Source organism: Lactiplantibacillus argentoratensis (assembly GCF_037290055.1).
In the GTDB taxonomy this organism is placed as follows: domain Bacteria; phylum Bacillota; class Bacilli; order Lactobacillales; family Lactobacillaceae; genus Lactiplantibacillus; species Lactiplantibacillus plantarum.
Map to the genome: position 1 here is coordinate 291025 of NZ_CP147647.1, position 19202 is coordinate 310226.

Consider the following 19202-nt stretch of genomic DNA (forward strand, 5'->3'; position numbering starts at 1 on the left):
CCAGACGGGTGCATGCTATTCCGAATTTTTTCCAGCGAATCTTAGCTGGTCACTTTTGCCTTTGAAAAACTGATACGGGTTAACAATCTGGATTGAAAGCTAAATAAAAAAGCATCGCGATAAGGGCGCCGATGCCCGTTGCGATGTTTAGATTGACGATTTTGATTTAGAAGAAAATGAATCAGACTAGGAAATTAATCGTACCAATGGCTGTGGTGTTGGCGAATCGTCTTACGGAGACTAAAACCGTAGCTGATGATGCCGGCTGTGATAATGGTCGCTAAAATCGCAAGCAACCATGAACCGGACGTGCTAAAGTAGGTGGCGTAACCAAGGCTGAGACTGACTAATGTGATGACGGGAATTAGAATTCTCACAGGGGCTGGATGTAAGAAGACGACACCGGCTAGCCACAGAGCCGCTGCTGTGACCATGGCGTCGACACTGATTGGTGAACCAAAGCTAATACCAAGAGTGATGATAGCAAGAATTGTCCCCACGGTCAGGAGGAGGACAGCAAAGCCGTTACTGACGGACCAAGTAAACGTTTTTTTCATCATGATCGCCTCGCTTTCTATTAACTATATTATAGGCTAATTTCGCCTTATGAAAGAAATAATATGCCGATAATTAAGTTTGCAATGTTATGAAAATTGAAAGTTTGTGAACAAATCCTTGAAAGCGTATCCACTATTAGTTAAACTGACATTAGGCACACTTGATGATGGATGGAGGAAAAATAGTCATGGCAAAAATTTTAGCAATTAACGCCGGCAGTTCAACTTTAAAATGGAAGCTTTTCAGTGTTCCCGAAGAAACGGTAATCGCATCGGGAATGGTTGATCGGCTGGGATTGCCAGATTCCGTTTTCACAATTAAGAAGGCGGATGGTAGTAAATATTCTGAAACTAAGGACCAAATTGATGCAAAAGAAGCCGCTGCAATGGTCTTAACACGGCTGAAGAGCGATAATGTTGTGACTCATCTTAGTGAAATCACTGGGGTTGGTCATCGGGTTGTTGCGGGTGGCGAAGATTTCAAAGACTCTGTCGTTATTACTTCGCAAACCTTGAAAAAAATCAAAGATTTATCTGAGTATGCGCCGCTACATAATCCAACGCAGGCTTATTATATTGAAGTATTCCGTGATTTATTACCAAAAGCGACTCAAGTAGCCGTGTTTGACACTTCGCTGTATGCGGATATGCCTAAAGTTAATTACCTATATAGTATTCCTTACGATTATTATGAGAAATTTGGCGCGCGGAAGTATGGGGCACATGGCACAAGTCATCGTTACGTTGCTAATCGGACGGCCCAACTATTGGGGAAACCATTGGATTCGCTTAAATTAGTGACATTACATTTAGGGTCGGGTGCTTCGATCACGGCTTTTGATCATGGTAAAGCCGTCGACACTTCAATGGGCTTTACGCCGCTAGCTGGGATTACCATGAGTACCCGTTCCGGTGATATTGATGCCTCAATTATTCCATTCTTGATGCGCCATTTAGGGATCTCTGATGTGGAAGACTTTGTGGACATTTTGAATCATAAGTCCGGGTTACTTGGTATTTCAGGTTTGTCACCTGATATGCGTGATCTTGATAAGTCGCAAGACACCCGTGAACGGTCAAAACTAGCAATTGATATTTTTGTTAACCGGGTTGTGAAGTATGTCGGCAGCTATATTGCTGAAATGAACGGAATTGATGCCCTTGTCTTCACGGCTGGTGTGGGTGAAAACTCATGGATGATCCGCGAACGCGTCACTAAAGCTTTAGGATACTTTGGCGTGACAGTGGATGATGAAAAGAATCATATGCACGGTAAGGAACAAATTATTAGCAAAGATGACGAACCGGTAACGGTCATGGTTGTCCCAACTAATGAAGAGTTGATGATTGTGCGTGACGTTGAACGGTTATCTAAAGCTGAATAAATGAGTCAATTAAAAACGCGTGATTCGGATTGTGGTCCGAGTCACGCGTTTTGAGTTTTGGATTCTAATCAGCATAGCGCTAAGTCAGCTCTTGTCCCCGCATATGTGCCGATGTGATGTGCTCAGCTATTGGCGTTGTCGCGCAGGTTTAGTCATTTTGATGTGGGGCGTGTGGTTGAATAGAAAAGGGGTACCGCTCGAAGTGAAGCCGAAATGCTGGTAAAATCCTTGTACTGGCACTTGGGCTTCAATTTGAATTGGCAAATCAGCATAGTGTTCCTGTACGACCTGTTCGATATGGGCCATTAAATCAGCGCCCAAGTGTTGTCCGCGTTGGTTTTTGTCCACCACGACCCGGCCGAAGGAGAGATGGTCATCTTCTGTAAAGATTCGTGCGTATGCAACAATATTTTGATTGACGGTTTTAAAGACATGATAAGCTTTTAAATCAGTATCATCGACTTCCTGATAGATGCGCTGTTGTTCAACAACAAACGTTTTGACGCGCAATTCATAAATAGCGTATAATTCAGTTGTTGTTAGTTCTGAGAATGTTTTAATCGACCACATGGTGATGCCTCCTTAGCATAGTGCTAAGTTTATCATCAAATAATTGCATATGCAATAATAAAAAGGAGCTTCTATGATACCAACATTAAGATTGATGGGCACGTTGTCGCGAATCGTCACGAACGAGGGTAATCAACGTTTTGCGAAATACGGCCTCAATAACAATCAGTTTATTTATTTAATTCGAATTTGTGAGCAACCTGGCCTATTTTTTAGTCAATTGGCTGACCAAATGAAGATGGATCGAACCACGAATTATCGCGCCGTTCAGAACTTAATAAAAAAAGGTTACGTGATTAAGCAGACACATCCAGAGAATAAAAAGGTCCGGTGTTTGTACCCAACGAGCGCTGGGCAAGCGTTGTACCCGGAATTGCATGCTTATGAGCAGTGGTGTGCAGACTTGGTTGGTGAGCAGTTAACGCCGGGCCAACAACAAGTTTTGTTTGAAAGTCTGTCGTTAGTCACGGCTAATGTCACCCAGCATATTGAGTAAGTTTAATCACTAAACTAGATTAATTGTGAACAATTAAAATGGCGTGGCGTTTTAGCTGAATTTTAGGCGTGAAGAGTGTACCATGTAGTTATCAAGTTATAACTGGATTAATGTGATCAACGCAGGTTAGCACAATTGCTGGACAGGCGGCATTAGTCAACAGGAATAATGAAAGGGGTTAATAAATCATGGCAACAACTTTGGTGTTAGGTGGGGGTTACGCAGGGATGCGAGCCGTCAAGTTTTTACAGAAGAGTCTACCAACTGAGGATGAAATCATTCTTGTTGATCAGATACCGACGCATACGGAGAAGACTAATTTACACGAAGTCGCAGCGGGGACGATCGCACCTGATCGAATTACTTATCAGATTCCAGATATTATCGGTAAGCGGGTCCAGTTCGTTCAAGCAACGGTCAAGAGCGTTGATATTGAACAAAAACAAGTGACCTTTGAAGATCATCCTGAAATAACCTATGACTACTTAGTATTAGCATTGGGCTTCCAGTCAGAAACATTTGGGGTAGCTGGCGCCGATGAAAATGCCTTGCCAATGGATGATTTGGCAACTTCACAGGCTGTTTATGAACATTTGGAAGAACGGTTTAAAGCCTACCGTACCAGTAAGGACAAAAATGATTTGAAGATTGCGGTCTGTGGTGCTGGGTTCACTGGAATCGAATTATTAGGTGAACTGACCCAGACGTTACCAAGATTGCAGGCGAAGTATCAAACACCTGCTGCTAAGTTAGTTTGTTTGGAACGGATGCCATCAATTTTACCGATGTTTACGCAGGAATTGCGGGACTACGCTTTGAAGTTTATGGAAAAGAATAATGTCGAAATGCGGTTAGGTGCCGTTATTGAGGCCATCAAACCGGGTGCTGTGGTTTACAGTGACGCGGACAAGAACGAACATGAATTTACGGCTAACACTATTATTTGGACGGTTGGTGTCAGTGGTTCACACGTCATTGCTGATTCCGGTTTTGATCAGCGCCGTAACCGGGTCGTAGTTAAGCCCGACTTATCACTGGAAGGGCATCCCGAAGTATTCATTGTGGGGGATGTCGCTGCAGTGATGGATCCCGAAAGCAATCGGCCATATCCAACCACAGCTCAAATTGCACTGGCAGCTGGCGAACAGGCTGCCAAGAATATTGGCGCTTTGCGTCATAACCAAGCAACGGCGACCTTCCACTATGAATCTAGTGGGACCGTGGCCTCATTGAGCGATCGTGACGGTATTGGTGAAATCTTCAGTAGTAACAAACCGGTTCATGGCTACGCGGCATCAGCATTGAAGAAAATTATTACTGACCGCTCACTTTTGGAAAGTGCGCATTTAGGAACGGTCTTCAGTAAAGGGCGCTTTGACTTATATCACTAATTATTAAATTAATTCCAGTAGTATGATAAATAGCCACTGCAGAAATTCGATTTCTGTGGTGGCTATTTTGGACTAGTTAACCGTCGAATGGCTCAGCTGGTTGCTGATTCGGGCAATTAAGTAACCAGCTGTTGGGACTAACGATACTTTATGGGCACCCCTTACAATGAAGGCATGATAAGGGGGCGGTCAAAATGACGACTAAATCAATACGAACACCAATTCAACCGTGGTTTACCCTAGTGGTAGCGGGCAGCTTACTGATAACCTTGTTTTCTAACACACTTTGGTGGTTGGCTAGCAGTGCGTTTTGCGCGCTACTCATTTTAAACTTACAATTTATCGTCTTTCCAACCACCGCGGATCGTTATTGGCTAAATCGGCTCAGTTTAGGATTGGTACTAGTGCTAGTAGTGCTCGCGAATATTAAATTTTTACTCATTAGTGGTCTGACATGGCAGTAAGCGCCTAGACATTAAAGGACCTGACTTGAAGCACTCTGTTGGGGTCTATAATCTTTAGTGTTGATGGATAAAATTCATCAACACTATTTTTGTGTCGTATAAAGTACGATTTATCTATCAAAATTAGAAACTAAATGGCTGTTGTTGTTAATTCAAGTAAAAGTGCAATGTGTTTCCCACGGGAAACACATTGTGGTATAGTTATTACAAGTGAAAATTCGATTGTGAGTTGGTTTTGAATGTCTCAAGAGGAAGATGCCAAAGCGATTGTTGCTTTGATAAAGTTGAAAAGAAACAACTGGCAAATTAGTCATCGCGCAAAGAATTATTCAGCAGCAGTAACGTTAGGTATGGATTTAGATGGAATTTTAGACAGTATATATCAACAAATTACATGGCGCGATTATGTTAATGGTCCAATGGCGGATAATCACCACCCCAGAATCCCAGGAGATGTGTGGCTCTTTGGAATAGACATCGAAAATATTGAATGTTATCTAAAATTTCAAATTAAGGGCGGCAATATCATATTTTGGATTTCAACTCATCCAGCTGAATACCCGTTGGAATATCCTTTTAAATAATAGACTATTTTCACTTTACGTTCTTGGAGGTACTCATTATGACCAAAAAAACTTTTTACAATGAAGAATTAAATACCACTGAGGAATATTCGGAGGTGTGGAAATACGAACTCATGCGAGTCAAAGACATATCTGACTTGATAGTCCATAATCATTACTGGAAAGATTCTCGAGGAGAACTTTGGTTGGATTTTGATGACCCCAATGAGAATTTTAGAAAGGCCTTTAATGCTTATAGAAATCGAAAAGGATTCATGCAACCAAATGAAATAAAAAAGTTACGAGAAAATTTGCACTTAAGTCAGCGCGTCTTTTCTGAACGATTAGGTATTAGCTATGCAAAAGTATCACAGATAGAGAACAATAAACGAGTTCAAACACTTTCACAAGAAGTCTCTTTTAGAAAAGCACAACAAGATTACGAAAAACAGGGATTCTTGACTTCTTATGATTCAGATACGAGTGATAGTGCCGAATTAACTAAGGTTTTAACTGAAACAGAATATGTAGATACGGCCAAATATTTCTATAAAACTAATGATTCCTCAGAAACCACAATCTTTAAAGTTCAAGAATTTGTTGGAGGTGTTGCATAATGGCAGTTTTAGAATTTAAAAGCTATACAGTTAACGAGCTGAGTTATAGAAAAAACGATTTATATAAGGAAACTAACCAGAATATTAGTATAAATCCCAAAATTGAAATTAAAAATACGCCAAAGCAAGATAAAATTATTGTAACAGTTGATGTGCATATCGGATCGCTGGCGGAGAAGAAAAATCCATTTATAGTTACGGCGAGCGTCAGCGGCGAATTTGTCTATCATGAGAAAGAAGATCATAATCAAGTTGGTATTGATACTTTAATCAAGAAAAATGCTGTTGCCATTCTCTACCCTTATGTTCGGTCGCTAGTATCCGGTATAACTAATGCATCAAACCAATTTCCAGCACTTATTTTGCCCACTATAAACGTTGCACAATTACTTGATGAACAAAGTAATCGTCAAGAAGCTGCTGACTAAGGTTTATAATACAAATAAATCGTATCATATGATAAATATGCAGAAAGTGTATCTAACTATAGGATAGATATTGTTATATGGTTGGTTGCAGTATTCATAATCAAAATATCTAGACAGGAAAACATCTTTGCCACTATTAGTAATTTAGTGACAAAGATGTTTTCTCTTATATATTCCTAAAGGTTAAAAGATTATGACAGTTTTGAAAAGAGCGATTATCAATCCTTTAGAGTAGGCCCAGGTAATGTAGGAAATACTATTCCTCAGCTAATGACTAATATTAAAATGTTTATCAAGAACCGGTAAAAAATTATTTGCCGAATTCGGATTGCATTCAAGACGAGAATCGAAAAAGGATCCAATTCGTAGATGAATTGAATCCTAAATATAACTTCATCGTCTCTGAACAACAGAGTTTCCTTTGTTTCAAATCAAGCCCTTTTAGCTTATAATCGACTGTTCTTTGACGTCACTCGTTCGAAGCAAGTAGGCTGATCCGATTAGTGATGCATCTTAAATTCCAAGTAACGGTCATTATACAAGCCGACTTTGGCTGGCGATAAATCTTGATAGATTTGAAGATGCTTGATTGTGTTATTGTCTGGGTAAAATTGGCGATCGTTGCGAATGGCCTTAGGTAATAGCGCCTTGGCTTTCCGATTAGGTGTTGCGTAACCAATATATTCCGCATTTTGGGCGGCGTTCTTGGGTTCACTCATAAAGTTCAAGAAGGCGTAAATCGCCTTAAAGTGTTTGGCCGTTTTAGGAATGACCAAGTTATCGAACCACAAGTTACTCCCTTCGGATGGGACAACGTAATGCAAGTGTGAATTGCCAGCCAACATTTCACTAGCCTCACCAGACCAATCGACCGCGATTGCGGCTTCGTTTTGGATCATGTACATCTTAATTTCATCCGCCACGACGGCCTTGACGTTTGGTGATAACCGGTTAAGCTTGTTTCGCGCAGCCAATAGCGTGGCTGGATCGGTCGTGTTCATGGACTGATTCATTGATGCGAGGGCGAACCCCATTACGTCGCGGGCGCTATCAATCAGCATGATTTTGTTGTGGTATTTTCGTTGCCACAAATCATTCCAGTGTTGAATACTGCCCGGCTGAACGTACTTGTCGTTATAAATGATACCAAGCGTTCCCCAGAAATATGGGACCGAGTAACGATTGTGTTGATCAAAGGCCAGGTTCATGAAGCGCGGATCGTAATTCTTCATTCCAGTCAGTTTACTTTTATCGAGCGGTAAGAGTAAGTGCGCTTTTTTCATTTTTTCAATCATGTAATCACTAGGCACGGTCAGATCGTAACTGGTGCCACCTTGCTTGATCTTCGTATACATGGCTTCGTTACTATCGAAAGTTTCGACGTTAACGTGATAGCCAGTCTGTTTTTGAAACTTAGTGAGCAGACTAGGGTCAATGTAGTCACCCCAAGTATAGAGGTTCAAAACCTTTTTGCCAGTACTACCAGAGCTCGTCTGCAAGCGTTGCGCGCCAAAGGCCAGTAAGCCACAGACGACTAGTAAGCTAACGATAATGCTTAATAATTTTTTCACTTCCGCCGCCCCCTAACTGCTGGCCGCCGGTGCCGACTACTGTATTGGTTAATGAAGTAGTAGCCAATTACTAACACCAGTGCCATCAGGAACATTAGACCGGACAGGGCGTTGATTTCCAGGTTGATGCCTTGACGGGCCCGTGAGTAGATTTCAACCGACAGCGTGCTAAAGCCGTTTCCAGTCACGAAGAAGGTGACAGCGAAGTCATCAAGTGAGTAGGTCAGCGCCATGAAGAAGCCGGAAAAGATCCCGGGCATGATGTAGGGCACGATGACTTGACTGAGCAATTGCCAATTGTTGGCCCCTAAGTCAGCCGCGGCATCCAGTAAACTGGTGCTCATTTCTTGAATTTTCGGTAGCACCATCAAGACCACGATTGGAATTGAAAAAGCGATGTGGCTTAACAAGACTGAGCCAAAACCAAGCGGGATTTTAAGGGCAGTAAAGAAGATCAAGAAACTGGCCCCAATGATGACGTCGGGTGAAACCATCAAGATGTTGTTCAACGACAACAACGTATTGCGGGTAATCGGTTTGGTCGTACTATTGATTCCGAGTGCCCCCAGCGTGCCAATGACAGTTGCTAATAATGATGATAAGAGCGCAATCAAAATGGTGTCGAGAAAAATGGCAATTAAACGGCTATCCGCGAATAAGTCTTGATAATGTTGCCAGGTAAAACCGTGAAAGTTGTTCATAGTCGTACCTTGGCTGAAGGAGTAAACGACCAGAAAAATAATTGGCGCATACAGCACGATGAAAACGAGCCACAAGTATAAATTGCGCCACTTGAAGTTACGTAAGGTCATTATTTCGTCAACCCCTTTCGTGCGCGCTTTTTACTGCCACCAGTGAGCCACATGATGATGACCATCGCGATAATCAGGACGACCCCGATCGTCGAACCCATGCCCCAGTTCATCGTCGTCAAGAAGTGTTCCTCAATCGCAGTCCCGAGTGTAATCACCTTATTGCCGCCAATTAAACGGGTCAACATGAAGAGTGACAGCGAGGGAATGAAGACGGCTTGAATGCCAGCCTTCACACCGGGGAGTGTCAGTGGAAAAATTACCCGATTGAAGGTCTGCCAATTTGTGGCACCGAGATCCCGACTAGCATTGACGTAAGATGGGTTCAGTTCGCTGATTGAGTTGTAAATGGGCAGGACCATAAACGGAATCTGAATATAGGCCGCGACAAAGATGAAGCTGAAATTAGTAAAGAGCAATTGCTTGGGCCCGATGCCGATGAAACTCAAAAACTGGTTGGCGATGCCGGCTTGACTAAAAATACCGATGAAAGCGTACGCCTTAAGTAATAAGTTGATCCATGTTGGCATAATAATCAAGAGTAGCCACAGCTGCGGATGCTTCGTTTCGTTGAGTAAATAAGCCGTCGGATAACTGATCAATAATGTTGCGAGTGTGATCAAGAAGGCGTACCAGACAGAGTTGAGCGTCATCATCAAGTAGGTATTTGATGAAAAATACGTTTGGTAGTTGCCCAGTGTAAATTGCCCGTTAATGTTGAAGAATGATTGATAGATCAACAATAGGACTGGGGCAATGACGAAGAGGATGATCCACAACATGTACGGGATAAAGTAGGCGGTGTTACGACTTAATCGTTGTTTTGGTTGCATGTTGACACCTCCTAATCATCTTCGTATTGTTCAAGACGAGCATCAAAAGCAGCTTCGCTCTCGTTTAACCGCATGACGTGAATGTCTTGTGGGTCAAAGGTCAGGCCGATCGGTTCGCCTTCTGCGGCAGGATTAGTTGAATGAACGAGCCATTCGTTATGATCGGTATCGTAAGCGACGATTTCGAAATAATTGCCTCGGAATAATTGGGAGTCGACCGTGACAACTAACTTGCCTTGATCTGCGGCCACAATGTCGAGATCTTCGGGCCGAAGAACGACTTCGACAGATTCATTAGGCTGCATTCCCGCATCGGCGCATTCGAATTGTTTGCCGACAAATTCCACTTCAAAATCTTTGAGCATTTTACCCGGGATAATGTTACTTTCACCGATGAAGTTCGCCACGAAATGGTTGATCGGTTCATCGTAAATATCAACTGGGGACCCCCCTTGTAAAATCTCGCCAGCGTTCATGACAAAGATTTCATCACTCATGGCCAAGGCTTCTTCCTGGTCGTGGGTGACAAAGAGAAACGTGATGCCGAGGCGTTGTTGAAGGTCCCGCAACTCATACTGCATATCCTTACGCAGTTTGGCATCGAGGGCCGATAACGGTTCGTCGAGTAAGAGGACCTTAGGCTGCATGACGAGTGCCCGGGCAATGGCGACCCGTTGTTGTTGTCCACCAGAGATCTCACTGATTTCACGTTCCCCAAGATCGGCTAGTTGGACCATCGCGAGTGCTTTTTGGACCCGCGTCTCGATTTCGTCCTTGGGCACTTTGTGTAATTTCAAGCCAAATGCCACGTTTTCCGCGACATTCATGTGTGGAAAAAGGGCGTAATCTTGAAAGACTGTGTTGACTTGTCGCTGGTTGGCCGGTAGGTCGTTGATGACCTGACCGTCAAAGTAAACTTGACCGGAAGTGGCATCCGTAAACCCCGCAATGGTACGCAGAATGGTTGTTTTACCACACCCAGACGGACCGAGTAACGTATAGAATTTACCCGCTTCAAGATCTAAGTTGATGTTTTTTAAAACTTGATGTTCCCCGTAACTTTTGGTGACATTTGTTAATCGAATGATTGGTTGTGTATTAACCGCCAAAGTAAAGACCTCCTTAAAACGTGTACCGTGCTAGTGTAACCTAATACCAGCGCGATTGGTTGTGACATGATTATAAGTAGGACGCGGTCGTAACCAAGGTGAACGTGCAGGACGTGGTGCCAAGATTACGAATCTGATGCGTCTTAGTCGCATGGAAGTACAGCGTATCTCCCGCCGCGGCAGTATATTGCTGAGCTCCGAGTTGTAAGCTTAAAGTGCCGGTTTGAACCATAATAAAGGTCTCTGCCGGCGACGGCTCAAAAGATTTGAAGCGACCACTAGGTGCCAGCGTGACGGTGACCGGTTCTAACTGATTTTCGTTAGACGCGGGTACGAGCCATTTCACACGGTATCCTAAGGCTTCATCGTCATACGTGGTCTGATCTGCTGGATGGTAGACCACTTTGTGAGTGGGCTGCTCAGCCGCAAAGAAATCAGCGGGGGCACAACCGAGTACTTCAAGAATCGCAAAGAACGTCTCCATTGAAGGCGATGACTGATTGTGCTCTAACTGTGATATGTACCCCTTGCTAAGGTCAGTTCGTTCGCCTAATTCTTCTTGCGTGAGTTGCTTTTGAATCCGTAAGTTGCGGATGCGTTGACCAATGTCCATGACATTCACCTCGAATCAGTAGTTTTGTTAAACTAAACAATAAGTTTAGTACGAGCTTTAATTATAATGAAAAATGACGTGGTGACAAGCATTTTTTACAATTGGCAGCTTCTTTTTTTTTAGTCTGCCAGCTTGTCTGGTCAAATCGCCCAGAAACAGTGGTGTTGAGGGGTTGGAACTGTCGTTTGGTTAGTGAATAAATTAGGTGACGCTGTGGGTGAACCTTTCGCGGAGTGCCGCTGAAGCCTGCGCTGGCTAGGCAATGCTCAGCTTCAACCCGCGGCCCCCTCACACTCTAATAAAAAAGCCCAAGACATCCGTCTTAGGCCGTTAGCGTTGTTGATTAATCCGCGCGGTAAACGACTTCAAAAACTTCGCTGACCATCGGTGTGTCCGATGAGAGGTTTTTGCCGTGTTCTTCTAGCGTCGGGGTGAATTCTGCCGTCTTGCGTTTGCGCCAATCGCCAATTGTGCGATCACCGTCGCCCTCATGGTAAGCGTGTTCCGCCGAGATGCGATAAAACGGAATGAGTTCAGACACCACCGTTTTCAGAATCGCGACCGGTTTCATGTCACCATTTAGCAAGACGTTGTAGTCGCCAACTTGTGGAATGGCAATTTGTTCCGCGGTATAACTGTCCAGCGGCGTGGTTGTCGCTGTCTTCGTCCCAGCCAGAATTGCGTCGGCTAAAGCAGTCACTTCGGCAGGGTTATTTTGTTGACCGAACCAACGTGTTTGATAAGAAGCCCCGTTTGTGTCGGTGCTTTCGTTATAAGCATGCCATAATTGTTCTGCTGATTGAGCGGGCATAAAGGTCACCTAATTTCGATTAAAATTATTGAATTCGAATGCATGTAACCGAATTCACAATTCAAGTATAGCATGACATTTCTGAAAACGACACGTTCGACACTGGTTTTTCGGGGAAAATTAAGTTAGTCAACTATTGACCGACATTTGCTATAATATACGTACGAATTGGAGGGCGAAAATCAATGGAAATTACACCTGTTAAAATGCTGGATTTACCACAAATCATGGCGATCGAAAAATCTGGTTTTTCAGAAGCAGAGGCTGGCAGCGAGGCTGCTTATCGCGAACGCATTGAGAAATTAGCGGATACTTTTCTGGTCGCCCGCGATGGTGCGGTCGTACTTGGCTTTATCGTGGGACCAGCTGTCGGTGCCCGCTATATTGAAGATGAGATGTTTGTAGAGACACCGACCAACTTACCGCGTGGCGGCCATCAGCTGGTTTTCACGTTGGCGGTTTCGCCACTAGCACGTCACCAACAGATCGGTAGTCAATTATTGACCGCGCTAGCTGAGCAGGCTCAAGCAGATGGGCGGACAAGCATGGCGTTGACTTGTTTGGAACGACTAATTCCGTTTTATGAACGTAATGGTTTTATTAATCAAGGTGTCGCGAACTCCGAACATGCTGGTGAAACTTGGTATAATTTAGAGAAAGTCTGGGATTAAATCATGAAATTAGCAACATTACAAGCACAATTACCGGATTTTGAGATCCGATTACTAACTTTAGCTGACCAGGAAGCATTGCTAAAGCTGGAACAAAGTAATCCGCGCTATCACCAATATTTCTCACCGGAACCACTAACGATGACTGAGGTACAACATGATTTGACGGCCCACCCGGACGAGTTAGCGGCGGCACAAAAACAGGTTTTTGGTTTTTACTTAGCACACCGGTTAGTAGCCGTTTTAGATGTACTCAATCAGTATCCACAAGAACAATTTTTATTCGTTGGATTACTCATGGTCAATAAGGTTTACCAACGTAAATCAGTGGGCCGAGTTATTGTAACCGGACTGATGCAAGCGGCACTTCAAGCGAATATAACGGCGATCCAACTAACACGTGTGACCGCTGATGAAGGGGTCGCAAGATTCTGGCAGAAACTCGGTTTTGAAGATGGTAACCAGCTGTTCTTACCTTTAAAAGCCGGTGGTCGGTTAGCGGTGACGACGATGACACGGCTACTCCAATAGAATTCTCATCGAACTCTTAGCAATAAGGCCTAGTAAGCGATATCAGACATGTTAAACTCGTGATGACTAATAAATAGAAATGAGGTTAACACGATGATTAAGCATTGGGGAAAGGCCGAAACTGGCATGTTGATTGCAGCCGTATTGTTATTAATGGTGATTTTTACCTTCTTTGAAATTACGGCTAGTTTAACAGTTAGTGTCATTGCTTTTCCGATTAGTTTGATTGTGTTGATGGCGATTATGGAATACGCCGCAACGGAATTACGGCGCAAGTAAGTGACTCGCAAATAGATCGTAACCTAATATCGTGCTTGTTTAGCAGGAGCACGTATATATAGAAGCCCGTATTTACCACGATTGGCAGATACGGGCTTTTTTCGTGACGGCTAGGAAGGACTAAAGGCCGCTGCTCGGATCGGAAAAGTGGCCTGATTTTAACGTTTTCTTAGCTTGTTTATAACTGTACTATACTGTACTATTTAACGTAAGCGAAGTAACGACTGTGTATTAAATGGAGGTGGGCCATGCAAATTGATCATGGAAGCCGACAACCGTATTACGCTCAGATCGTAACCGGTATTGAACAAGATATTGCTCATGGTGTGTTACAAAGTGGCGAACAACTGCCGTCGGTGCGTGAAATGGCTCGTCAACACTTGCTGAACCCGAATACGGTCAGTAAAGCCTATAAGCAACTAGAGGTGCAACAAATTATTGAGACAGTCCCCGGGAAAGGGACGTACGTTAAGGCGGCGGATTCGACGCTAGTCCGCCAAGAATTACGAGCGCAGTTTACACAAATCGTCAGGCTAGCGGGTCAAAGTGGCGTCAGTATGACTGAACTGCACAGCTGGCTTGATCAAATGGGGGAGAAATAATGAGTTTAGTGATTAATCAGTTAAGTAAGCGTATTGACCATCACCAGACGTTAGATGATATTAGTTTTGAGATTGGACTGGGTCAGATCGTCGGTGTTGTTGGCCGTAACGGGGTTGGGAAAACCACCCTTTTTCGGGCAATCAATGGGCAGTACCTCACGGATCATGGTCAGGTCCTGGTTGATGGGCAAGCCGTTGTCGATCAACCGGAAATGCGGACGCAACTGTGTTTTATTGATCCACTGGCAAATTTTTTTAAAGGCGCGACGATTGCGCAAATCCAGTGGTATTATCAAGCTGCTTACCCGGACTTTGATAATGTTAAATTTGCGCGATTGCTAGACCGTTATCATCTGACGTCCAAACAAAAATTACGCCATTTCTCTAAGGGAACGTTTGGTTTGTTTACAATCATTCTCAGTGTTGCGACGCAAGCGCCGTATCTCTTTTTGGATGAGCCGCTAGATGGTTTGGATGTCCTAATTCGAAAAAATATTCTTGGTATTCTAATTGATGAAGTGGCTACGGGAAACCGTTCAATCGTGATTGCGTCACATAATTTGGCTGAATTAGAGGGGGTTATTGACCGCGCGTTGATGCTTAAACACGGTCGCATCGTCAATGACTATCAATTAGAAGCCATGCGACGAAGTGCACGAAAAGTTCAATTAGTGTATCGTGACAAGCAGATTCCAGCCGTTGTTAAACAATTAGGCCATATTGTACACGTTTCTGGTCGGGTCATCGTCGTGGTGTTTGAAGATTATAATGCTGAGGTCCAGGCACAATTGGCGGCAACGGACCCGGTATTTCAAGAAGATTTACCACTCTCATTAGCAGACTTGTTTATGGCTAATCTGACGGATGAAGCCGACTTTGAATTATTATCTTAGGGGGACGATAAAATGACGAAACGAAAGTTATGGCAGTTGTTGTGGCGCCACTATCGCACGTTATTGTTAACGGCGGGCGGTGTCTTACTACTAGTGGGCGTAAAGGAAGGCTACAGTATTGCGCATGATCCGTCACGGTACGTTGCACGAAACGTCAGTAGTTTTGCGTTGATGGAAGCCACTCATCTTCGGATGGGAACGGTGGTCGCCATCATCGTTAGTCTAGTGCTAGGAGTCGCGCTATTCTTAAGCGATAATTTCACGAACTTTAATCAATATTTATTTAGTTTGCCGGTCGCTCGCAAGCAAATTTATCGCCGTAAAATCGGGTTACTTATTGGAATGTTGGTCAGTGCATACATGGTGGCGGAAGCTGTTTTTGGGCTAATTGCTTGGCGCGTGCTCGCTAAGCAGCAGGTGCGGATTGATTGGCTTACGACATTGTATGAAGAACTCGGAATCATGGCCGTAATGTTAGTGTTTGGATTATTAGCCGTTACGTTCGGGTTATGGGTTGGCCATGTCTTTGCGAGTGCGCTTGCGACATTTGTCTTCGTTTGCAGCTTGCCCTTTGCATATGATGGTTTGATCAATCTTGTTGCAGGATTAACGAAGCTTAAATATGAGCAGGTGGATGTTTTAGGTCAGCTGCCGAGCTGGAAACCCGGGGGCTTACTAACCACTTGGGTGATTTGTGGTGTTATCGGTGGCGGCCTGTATTTGCTTAACCGCTGGGCGTTTGAGCATTTATCTTTGGAAAATAGTGGGGATTTTTTCCGCTTTCCGCAGTGGCGCGGAGCCGTCCTGGGCTTTTCAATTATTTATCTAATTGTTGCAATTTGCTGTTCACAATTTGGTAACGGTGTTTTAGGGTTGCTAACGGATAACTATCATGCGCATATGCCATTATCGACTGGGATTATAATGGCACTGGTCGTCGCCTACCTAACTTGGAGTTTGGGGCGGTGGTTTCTGTACCGACCGGATCGTTTTCGCGATGCGTGGACGATTAAGAAGTTGGCTTAATTTGATCATAAACCTAAAATGCGCCCGTTGAAGTTAAGCAGACTGACTTCAGCGGGCGTATTTGTTAGCGGCAATTTTAAATTTATTATCCTGATTGATGAGACTTTAGCGAATCTTAGTTAAGCGTTTTGCAACGGTCTTGATATTTAGCAGATCCCAATCTTCCAAGTTGTGTGAAATCGAGTTATGCCCCCATGTTCCACAACCGAGTGTTAAGGATGGTGCGACGTTATCATATTTATAACCAATGGCACCTTGTGAAGCCGGCACGTTGATCAATGCCCGACAAGCAGTCATTTCTAAGGCAAATTTGTTCATAACAGCTTCGTCAGTCGTATGCAAGGCGGCCGTATGTCCCAGACCGCCAAGTGCTAGGCTGCGTTTCATCAAGTTGAAGCCGGTCTCAGTATCCTTGGCATGAACGACGGCGAGGACAGGTGATAACTTTTCTCGTGATAAGACTTGGTCACCACCGATGCTAGGCAACTCAACTGCTAATACTTTGGTATCAGTTGGGACATCAAAACCAGCCCAATGAGCGATTTGCCATGGCGTTTGCCCAGCTACTTTCGGGTCAACAGCCTGTTTATCCAGGTTCATGACAGTTGCTTCTAAGGCCTTGAAGTTTTCAGTACCGACAAAGTACACACCGTTGTGACTTAATTCACGTTTAACTTGATCATAGATCTGATCAGCAACGATTAAGTTTGATTCGGAAGCACAGATCATGCCGTTGTCGAATGACTTGGAAGTGACGACATCACTGACTGCCTGTTGAATGTCTGCGGTTTGCTCGATGAAGCATGGCACGTTACCAGGGCCAACACCGAGTGCCGGCTTACCAGTTGAATACGCGGTCTTGACCATGCCGGCACCGCCAGTTGCAATAATGGTAGCGACGCCCGGATGGTTCATCAAGGTGTTGGTTGCTTCAAGGCTAGGTGTCTTGATCCACTGAATCCAATCCTTAGGAGCGCCAGCGGCAATAGCAGCATCGCGGATGATTCGGCCAGTTTCAACACAAGATTTTTGTGCAAAGGGATGGAAACCAAAAATAATGGGATTGCGTGTCTTTAATGCTAACATGGCATTGAAAATGACGGTTGATGTTGGGTTGGTAACTGGGGTGACCCCCGCAATGATTCCAACTGGTTCAGCAACTTTCATCACACCACTGACTGGATCGTCATTAATGATACCGACCGTCTTGTCATCCTTGATGTAGTTATAAACGTTTTTGGCTGCAAAGTCGTTCTTCGCAACTTTATCACGATAATTTCCGCGACCCGTTTCTTCGACGGCCATAGCGGCCAGCATGCCACGAGCAGCGTGGGCAGCGCGGGCCATGGCAGCGACAGCCTGATCAACTTGACTTTGGTCCATGACTTCAAGACGGTTGGCAGCTAACGAAGCATTTAAGACTAACCGATCGATTGAACGTGATACGGTTGTTTCTTCCATTTCTTTCAGCATTCACGGTTCCTCCTATGCAAAATCAACTTGTTTCTTATTTCACAATCACTATTATAAATACTTTTTCACAAATGTAAATAGCTAATATTTAATTTCATAAATTGCTTTTAAAACACTATAATTATTGATTTAATAGCGTATATAAATGTAAATAAACTGTTCGCTTACATTTTCACCGAACGGATTGCTGTTATAATATTCACAATTAATTGTTGATTAAATTCGAAGCAACTTTTGGCTTGATCTGTAACTGATTTTATATAAATGGAAGGGTTTACAAACGGGCGGTTGTCAAATAAGCAAGAATTGACGGGAAATCGTTGGTTAATAAATATGACAAATCGGTTATCACTCCTATGTAAAATGTGCTAAAATGAATGTGATTCAAAAATCGTATCTCTTAATTAACCTAGGAGGGTTATTTTATGTCATTTGTAAATGCTGTTGATATGACACAAGACGCATACAAGAACCATTATGCTATTGGTGCGTTCAACACAAACAACCTTGAATGGACTCGTTGCATCTTGAAGGGTGCTCAAGACACTAACACCCCAGTTATTATCCAAGTTTCAATGGGTGCTGCTAAGTACATGGGTGGCTACAAGCTCGTTATGGACTTAGTTGCTGATGAAATGGAAAGCATGAACATCACTGTTCCTGTTGTTATGCACTTAGACCACGGTAACTACGAAGCTGCCAAGGAATGTATCGAAGTTGGTTACTCATCAGTTATGTTTGATGGCCATGACCTACCATTTGCCGAAAACTTAGAAAAGACTAAGGAAATCGTCAAATTAGCTCATGCTAAGGGCATCTCTGTTGAAGCCGAAGTTGGTTCAATTGGTGGTGAAGAAGACGGTATCATCGGTGAAGGTGAATTAGCTGATGTTGAAGAAGCTAAGACTTTAGCTGCTACTGGTATCGACATCTTAGCCGCTGGGATTGGTAACATCCACGGCAAGTACCCAGAAAACTGGACTGGCTTACACTTCGATCGTCTTCAAGAAATCTCAGAAGCCGTTAAGATGCCATTGGTACTTCACGGTGGTTCTGGTATTCCTAAGGACCAAATCGTTAAGGCTGTTGAATTGGGTATTAGCAAGGTTAACGTTAACACCGAAAACCAAGTTGCTTTTGCCAATGCAACTCGTGCTTACATCGAATCTGGCGCAGACCAAATCGGTAAGGGCTACGACCCTCGTAAGTTATTGGCACCTGGTAAGAAGGCCATCGTTGATGTTGTTACATCACGGATTGGCTGGTTCAAGACTCCAGCTGTTAAATAATTGGATTTTTGATTCAGAAAAAGTCGACTCCTCGGGGTCGGCTTTTTTCCTGCGCTTTTTTGGGGAACTTGGGACTGACTTACCACCTGGGAGTGCCAGTGTGGCCTTTTCTGGTTGCTATTATAAATTAGTGCTTTGTCTTTCTAATTGGTATTGTGATCTTTATAGTCTTGATTCGGAAACGATATTACGCGATATTATTTAGTGGAAACTATACA

At 43.7% G+C, this 19202-nt stretch carries 23 protein-coding genes; 14 read left to right on the plus strand and 9 right to left on the minus strand.

The window, feature by feature from the left end:
- Positions 1-194: 194 nt before the first annotated feature.
- Positions 195-557 carry a hypothetical protein gene (locus V7R88_RS01305; protein ID WP_063732026.1) on the minus strand — a complete coding sequence of 121 codons (363 nt, stop codon included), beginning with the start codon at positions 555-557 and terminating at the stop codon, positions 195-197.
- A 188-nt stretch (positions 558-745) separates the two neighbouring features.
- On the opposite strand from V7R88_RS01305, the gene V7R88_RS01310 reads away from it, so the two are divergent.
- Positions 746-1942: an acetate/propionate family kinase gene (locus tag V7R88_RS01310; protein WP_214334716.1), complete on the plus strand. Its 1197-nt coding sequence runs from the start codon at positions 746-748 to the stop codon at positions 1940-1942.
- Positions 1943-2068: 126 nt separating this feature from the next.
- Here V7R88_RS01310 and V7R88_RS01315 read toward each other — a convergent pair whose 3' ends face one another.
- Entirely contained in the window at positions 2069-2512 is a 444-nt protein-coding gene (locus V7R88_RS01315; RefSeq protein ID WP_015825093.1) for a GNAT family N-acetyltransferase, read from the minus strand.
- A gap of 73 nt (positions 2513-2585) precedes the next feature.
- Between V7R88_RS01315 and V7R88_RS01320 the strand changes: the two genes are divergently transcribed.
- The 6 genes from V7R88_RS01320 (at position 2586) to V7R88_RS01345 (ending at position 6471) form a co-directional block, all read left to right on the plus strand.
- Positions 2586-3008, plus strand: coding sequence for a MarR family winged helix-turn-helix transcriptional regulator (locus tag V7R88_RS01320; protein WP_003641885.1), 423 nt, complete (start codon positions 2586-2588; stop codon positions 3006-3008).
- 188 nt (positions 3009-3196) lie between these two features.
- Complete coding sequence (locus V7R88_RS01325; protein WP_214334715.1) at positions 3197-4399, plus strand: NAD(P)/FAD-dependent oxidoreductase; 1203 nt, start codon at positions 3197-3199, stop codon at positions 4397-4399.
- A gap of 194 nt (positions 4400-4593) precedes the next feature.
- Complete coding sequence (locus V7R88_RS01330) at positions 4594-4863, plus strand: hypothetical protein (RefSeq protein WP_054397290.1); 270 nt, start codon at positions 4594-4596, stop codon at positions 4861-4863.
- A 239-nt stretch (positions 4864-5102) separates the two neighbouring features.
- Entirely contained in the window at positions 5103-5447 is a 345-nt protein-coding gene (locus V7R88_RS01335; protein WP_021356469.1) for a hypothetical protein, read from the plus strand.
- A gap of 38 nt (positions 5448-5485) precedes the next feature.
- A complete protein-coding gene (locus V7R88_RS01340) occupies positions 5486-6043 on the plus strand; it encodes a helix-turn-helix domain-containing protein (protein ID WP_003641889.1) in 558 nt (185 codons plus the stop codon).
- The gene (locus V7R88_RS01345; protein WP_003641890.1) at positions 6043-6471 is read left to right on the plus strand and encodes a protein-export chaperone SecB; all 429 of its coding nucleotides are present in this window, start codon (positions 6043-6045) and stop codon (positions 6469-6471) included. The genes V7R88_RS01340 and V7R88_RS01345 overlap by 1 nt, the downstream gene beginning before the upstream one ends.
- A gap of 500 nt (positions 6472-6971) precedes the next feature.
- On the opposite strand, the gene V7R88_RS01350 is transcribed toward V7R88_RS01345, so the two are convergent.
- The 6 genes from V7R88_RS01350 to V7R88_RS01375 all read right to left on the minus strand — a co-directional run bounded on the left by V7R88_RS01350 (position 6972) and on the right by V7R88_RS01375 (position 12220).
- Positions 6972-8042 (minus strand): ABC transporter substrate-binding protein, encoded by a 1071-nt coding sequence (locus V7R88_RS01350; protein WP_003641891.1) that lies wholly within the window; start codon positions 8040-8042, stop codon positions 6972-6974.
- On the minus strand, positions 8039-8854 hold the full coding sequence (locus V7R88_RS01355) for an ABC transporter permease (RefSeq protein WP_046038044.1): 816 nt from the start codon (positions 8852-8854) through the stop codon (positions 8039-8041). The genes V7R88_RS01350 and V7R88_RS01355 overlap by 4 nt, the downstream gene beginning before the upstream one ends.
- On the minus strand, positions 8854-9687 hold the full coding sequence (locus V7R88_RS01360) for an ABC transporter permease (RefSeq protein ID WP_054397295.1): 834 nt from the start codon (positions 9685-9687) through the stop codon (positions 8854-8856). Before V7R88_RS01360 ends, V7R88_RS01355 begins: the two co-directional genes overlap by 1 nt.
- An 11-nt stretch (positions 9688-9698) precedes the next feature.
- Positions 9699-10796, minus strand: a complete 1098-nt coding sequence (locus V7R88_RS01365; RefSeq protein WP_054397296.1) for an ABC transporter ATP-binding protein — start codon at positions 10794-10796, stop codon at positions 9699-9701.
- A 70-nt stretch (positions 10797-10866) separates the two neighbouring features.
- On the minus strand, positions 10867-11409 hold the full coding sequence (locus tag V7R88_RS01370; protein WP_054397298.1) for a helix-turn-helix domain-containing protein: 543 nt from the start codon (positions 11407-11409) through the stop codon (positions 10867-10869).
- Between the two features lie 343 nt (positions 11410-11752).
- Positions 11753-12220 (minus strand): ASCH domain-containing protein, encoded by a 468-nt coding sequence (locus V7R88_RS01375; RefSeq protein WP_003641896.1) that lies wholly within the window; start codon positions 12218-12220, stop codon positions 11753-11755.
- 185 nt (positions 12221-12405) lie between these two features.
- Here V7R88_RS01375 and V7R88_RS01380 point away from each other — a divergent pair, with 185 nt between their 5' ends.
- The 6 genes from V7R88_RS01380 (at position 12406) to V7R88_RS01405 (ending at position 16222) form a co-directional block, all read left to right on the plus strand.
- Positions 12406-12891 carry a GNAT family N-acetyltransferase gene (locus V7R88_RS01380; protein WP_214334713.1) on the plus strand — a complete coding sequence of 162 codons (486 nt, stop codon included), beginning with the start codon at positions 12406-12408 and terminating at the stop codon, positions 12889-12891.
- A gap of 3 nt (positions 12892-12894) precedes the next feature.
- On the plus strand, positions 12895-13422 hold the full coding sequence (locus tag V7R88_RS01385; protein ID WP_214334711.1) for a GNAT family N-acetyltransferase: 528 nt from the start codon (positions 12895-12897) through the stop codon (positions 13420-13422).
- A 93-nt stretch (positions 13423-13515) separates the two neighbouring features.
- On the plus strand, positions 13516-13701 hold the full coding sequence (locus V7R88_RS01390) for a hypothetical protein (protein WP_057716968.1): 186 nt from the start codon (positions 13516-13518) through the stop codon (positions 13699-13701).
- 248 nt (positions 13702-13949) lie between these two features.
- Positions 13950-14303, plus strand: a complete 354-nt coding sequence (locus tag V7R88_RS01395) for a GntR family transcriptional regulator (protein ID WP_054397310.1) — start codon at positions 13950-13952, stop codon at positions 14301-14303.
- Positions 14303-15196 (plus strand): ATP-binding cassette domain-containing protein, encoded by an 894-nt coding sequence (locus V7R88_RS01400; RefSeq protein WP_054397312.1) that lies wholly within the window; start codon positions 14303-14305, stop codon positions 15194-15196. The genes V7R88_RS01395 and V7R88_RS01400 overlap by 1 nt, the downstream gene beginning before the upstream one ends.
- A gap of 12 nt (positions 15197-15208) precedes the next feature.
- Positions 15209-16222, plus strand: a complete 1014-nt coding sequence (locus tag V7R88_RS01405) for an ABC-2 transporter permease (protein ID WP_054397314.1) — start codon at positions 15209-15211, stop codon at positions 16220-16222.
- Positions 16223-16327: 105 nt separating this feature from the next.
- Here the strand turns inward: V7R88_RS01405 and V7R88_RS01410 are convergent, their stop codons facing one another.
- Positions 16328-17695: an aldehyde dehydrogenase family protein gene (locus tag V7R88_RS01410; RefSeq protein ID WP_338816318.1), complete on the minus strand. Its 1368-nt coding sequence runs from the start codon at positions 17693-17695 to the stop codon at positions 16328-16330.
- Positions 17696-18120: 425 nt separating this feature from the next.
- Between V7R88_RS01410 and fba the strand changes: the two genes are divergently transcribed.
- The gene (gene fba, locus V7R88_RS01415; RefSeq protein WP_003641904.1) at positions 18121-18984 is read left to right on the plus strand and encodes a class II fructose-1,6-bisphosphate aldolase; all 864 of its coding nucleotides are present in this window, start codon (positions 18121-18123) and stop codon (positions 18982-18984) included.
- The last annotated feature ends 218 nt before the right edge of the window (positions 18985-19202 follow it).

Coding starts and splice junctions, on each gene's coding strand:
- V7R88_RS01305 (WP_063732026.1), bottom strand. CDS start 557: ATGAAAAAAACGTTTACTTGGTCCGTCAGTAACGGCTTTGCTGTCCTC.
- V7R88_RS01310 (WP_214334716.1), top strand. CDS start 746: ATGGCAAAAATTTTAGCAATTAACGCCGGCAGTTCAACTTTAAAATGG.
- V7R88_RS01315 (WP_015825093.1), bottom strand. CDS start 2,512: ATGTGGTCGATTAAAACATTCTCAGAACTAACAACAACTGAATTATAC.
- V7R88_RS01320 (WP_003641885.1), top strand. CDS start 2,586: ATGATACCAACATTAAGATTGATGGGCACGTTGTCGCGAATCGTCACG.
- V7R88_RS01325 (WP_214334715.1), top strand. CDS start 3,197: ATGGCAACAACTTTGGTGTTAGGTGGGGGTTACGCAGGGATGCGAGCC.
- V7R88_RS01330 (WP_054397290.1), top strand. CDS start 4,594: ATGACGACTAAATCAATACGAACACCAATTCAACCGTGGTTTACCCTA.
- V7R88_RS01335 (WP_021356469.1), top strand. CDS start 5,103: ATGTCTCAAGAGGAAGATGCCAAAGCGATTGTTGCTTTGATAAAGTTG.
- V7R88_RS01340 (WP_003641889.1), top strand. CDS start 5,486: ATGACCAAAAAAACTTTTTACAATGAAGAATTAAATACCACTGAGGAA.
- V7R88_RS01345 (WP_003641890.1), top strand. CDS start 6,043: ATGGCAGTTTTAGAATTTAAAAGCTATACAGTTAACGAGCTGAGTTAT.
- V7R88_RS01355 (WP_046038044.1), bottom strand. CDS start 8,854: ATGACCTTACGTAACTTCAAGTGGCGCAATTTATACTTGTGGCTCGTT.
- V7R88_RS01360 (WP_054397295.1), bottom strand. CDS start 9,687: ATGCAACCAAAACAACGATTAAGTCGTAACACCGCCTACTTTATCCCG.
- V7R88_RS01370 (WP_054397298.1), bottom strand. CDS start 11,409: ATGGACATTGGTCAACGCATCCGCAACTTACGGATTCAAAAGCAACTC.
- V7R88_RS01375 (WP_003641896.1), bottom strand. CDS start 12,220: ATGCCCGCTCAATCAGCAGAACAATTATGGCATGCTTATAACGAAAGC.
- V7R88_RS01380 (WP_214334713.1), top strand. CDS start 12,406: ATGGAAATTACACCTGTTAAAATGCTGGATTTACCACAAATCATGGCG.
- V7R88_RS01385 (WP_214334711.1), top strand. CDS start 12,895: ATGAAATTAGCAACATTACAAGCACAATTACCGGATTTTGAGATCCGA.
- V7R88_RS01390 (WP_057716968.1), top strand. CDS start 13,516: ATGATTAAGCATTGGGGAAAGGCCGAAACTGGCATGTTGATTGCAGCC.
- V7R88_RS01395 (WP_054397310.1), top strand. CDS start 13,950: ATGCAAATTGATCATGGAAGCCGACAACCGTATTACGCTCAGATCGTA.
- V7R88_RS01400 (WP_054397312.1), top strand. CDS start 14,303: ATGAGTTTAGTGATTAATCAGTTAAGTAAGCGTATTGACCATCACCAG.
- V7R88_RS01405 (WP_054397314.1), top strand. CDS start 15,209: ATGACGAAACGAAAGTTATGGCAGTTGTTGTGGCGCCACTATCGCACG.
- V7R88_RS01410 (WP_338816318.1), bottom strand. CDS start 17,695: ATGCTGAAAGAAATGGAAGAAACAACCGTATCACGTTCAATCGATCGG.
- fba (WP_003641904.1), top strand. CDS start 18,121: ATGTCATTTGTAAATGCTGTTGATATGACACAAGACGCATACAAGAAC.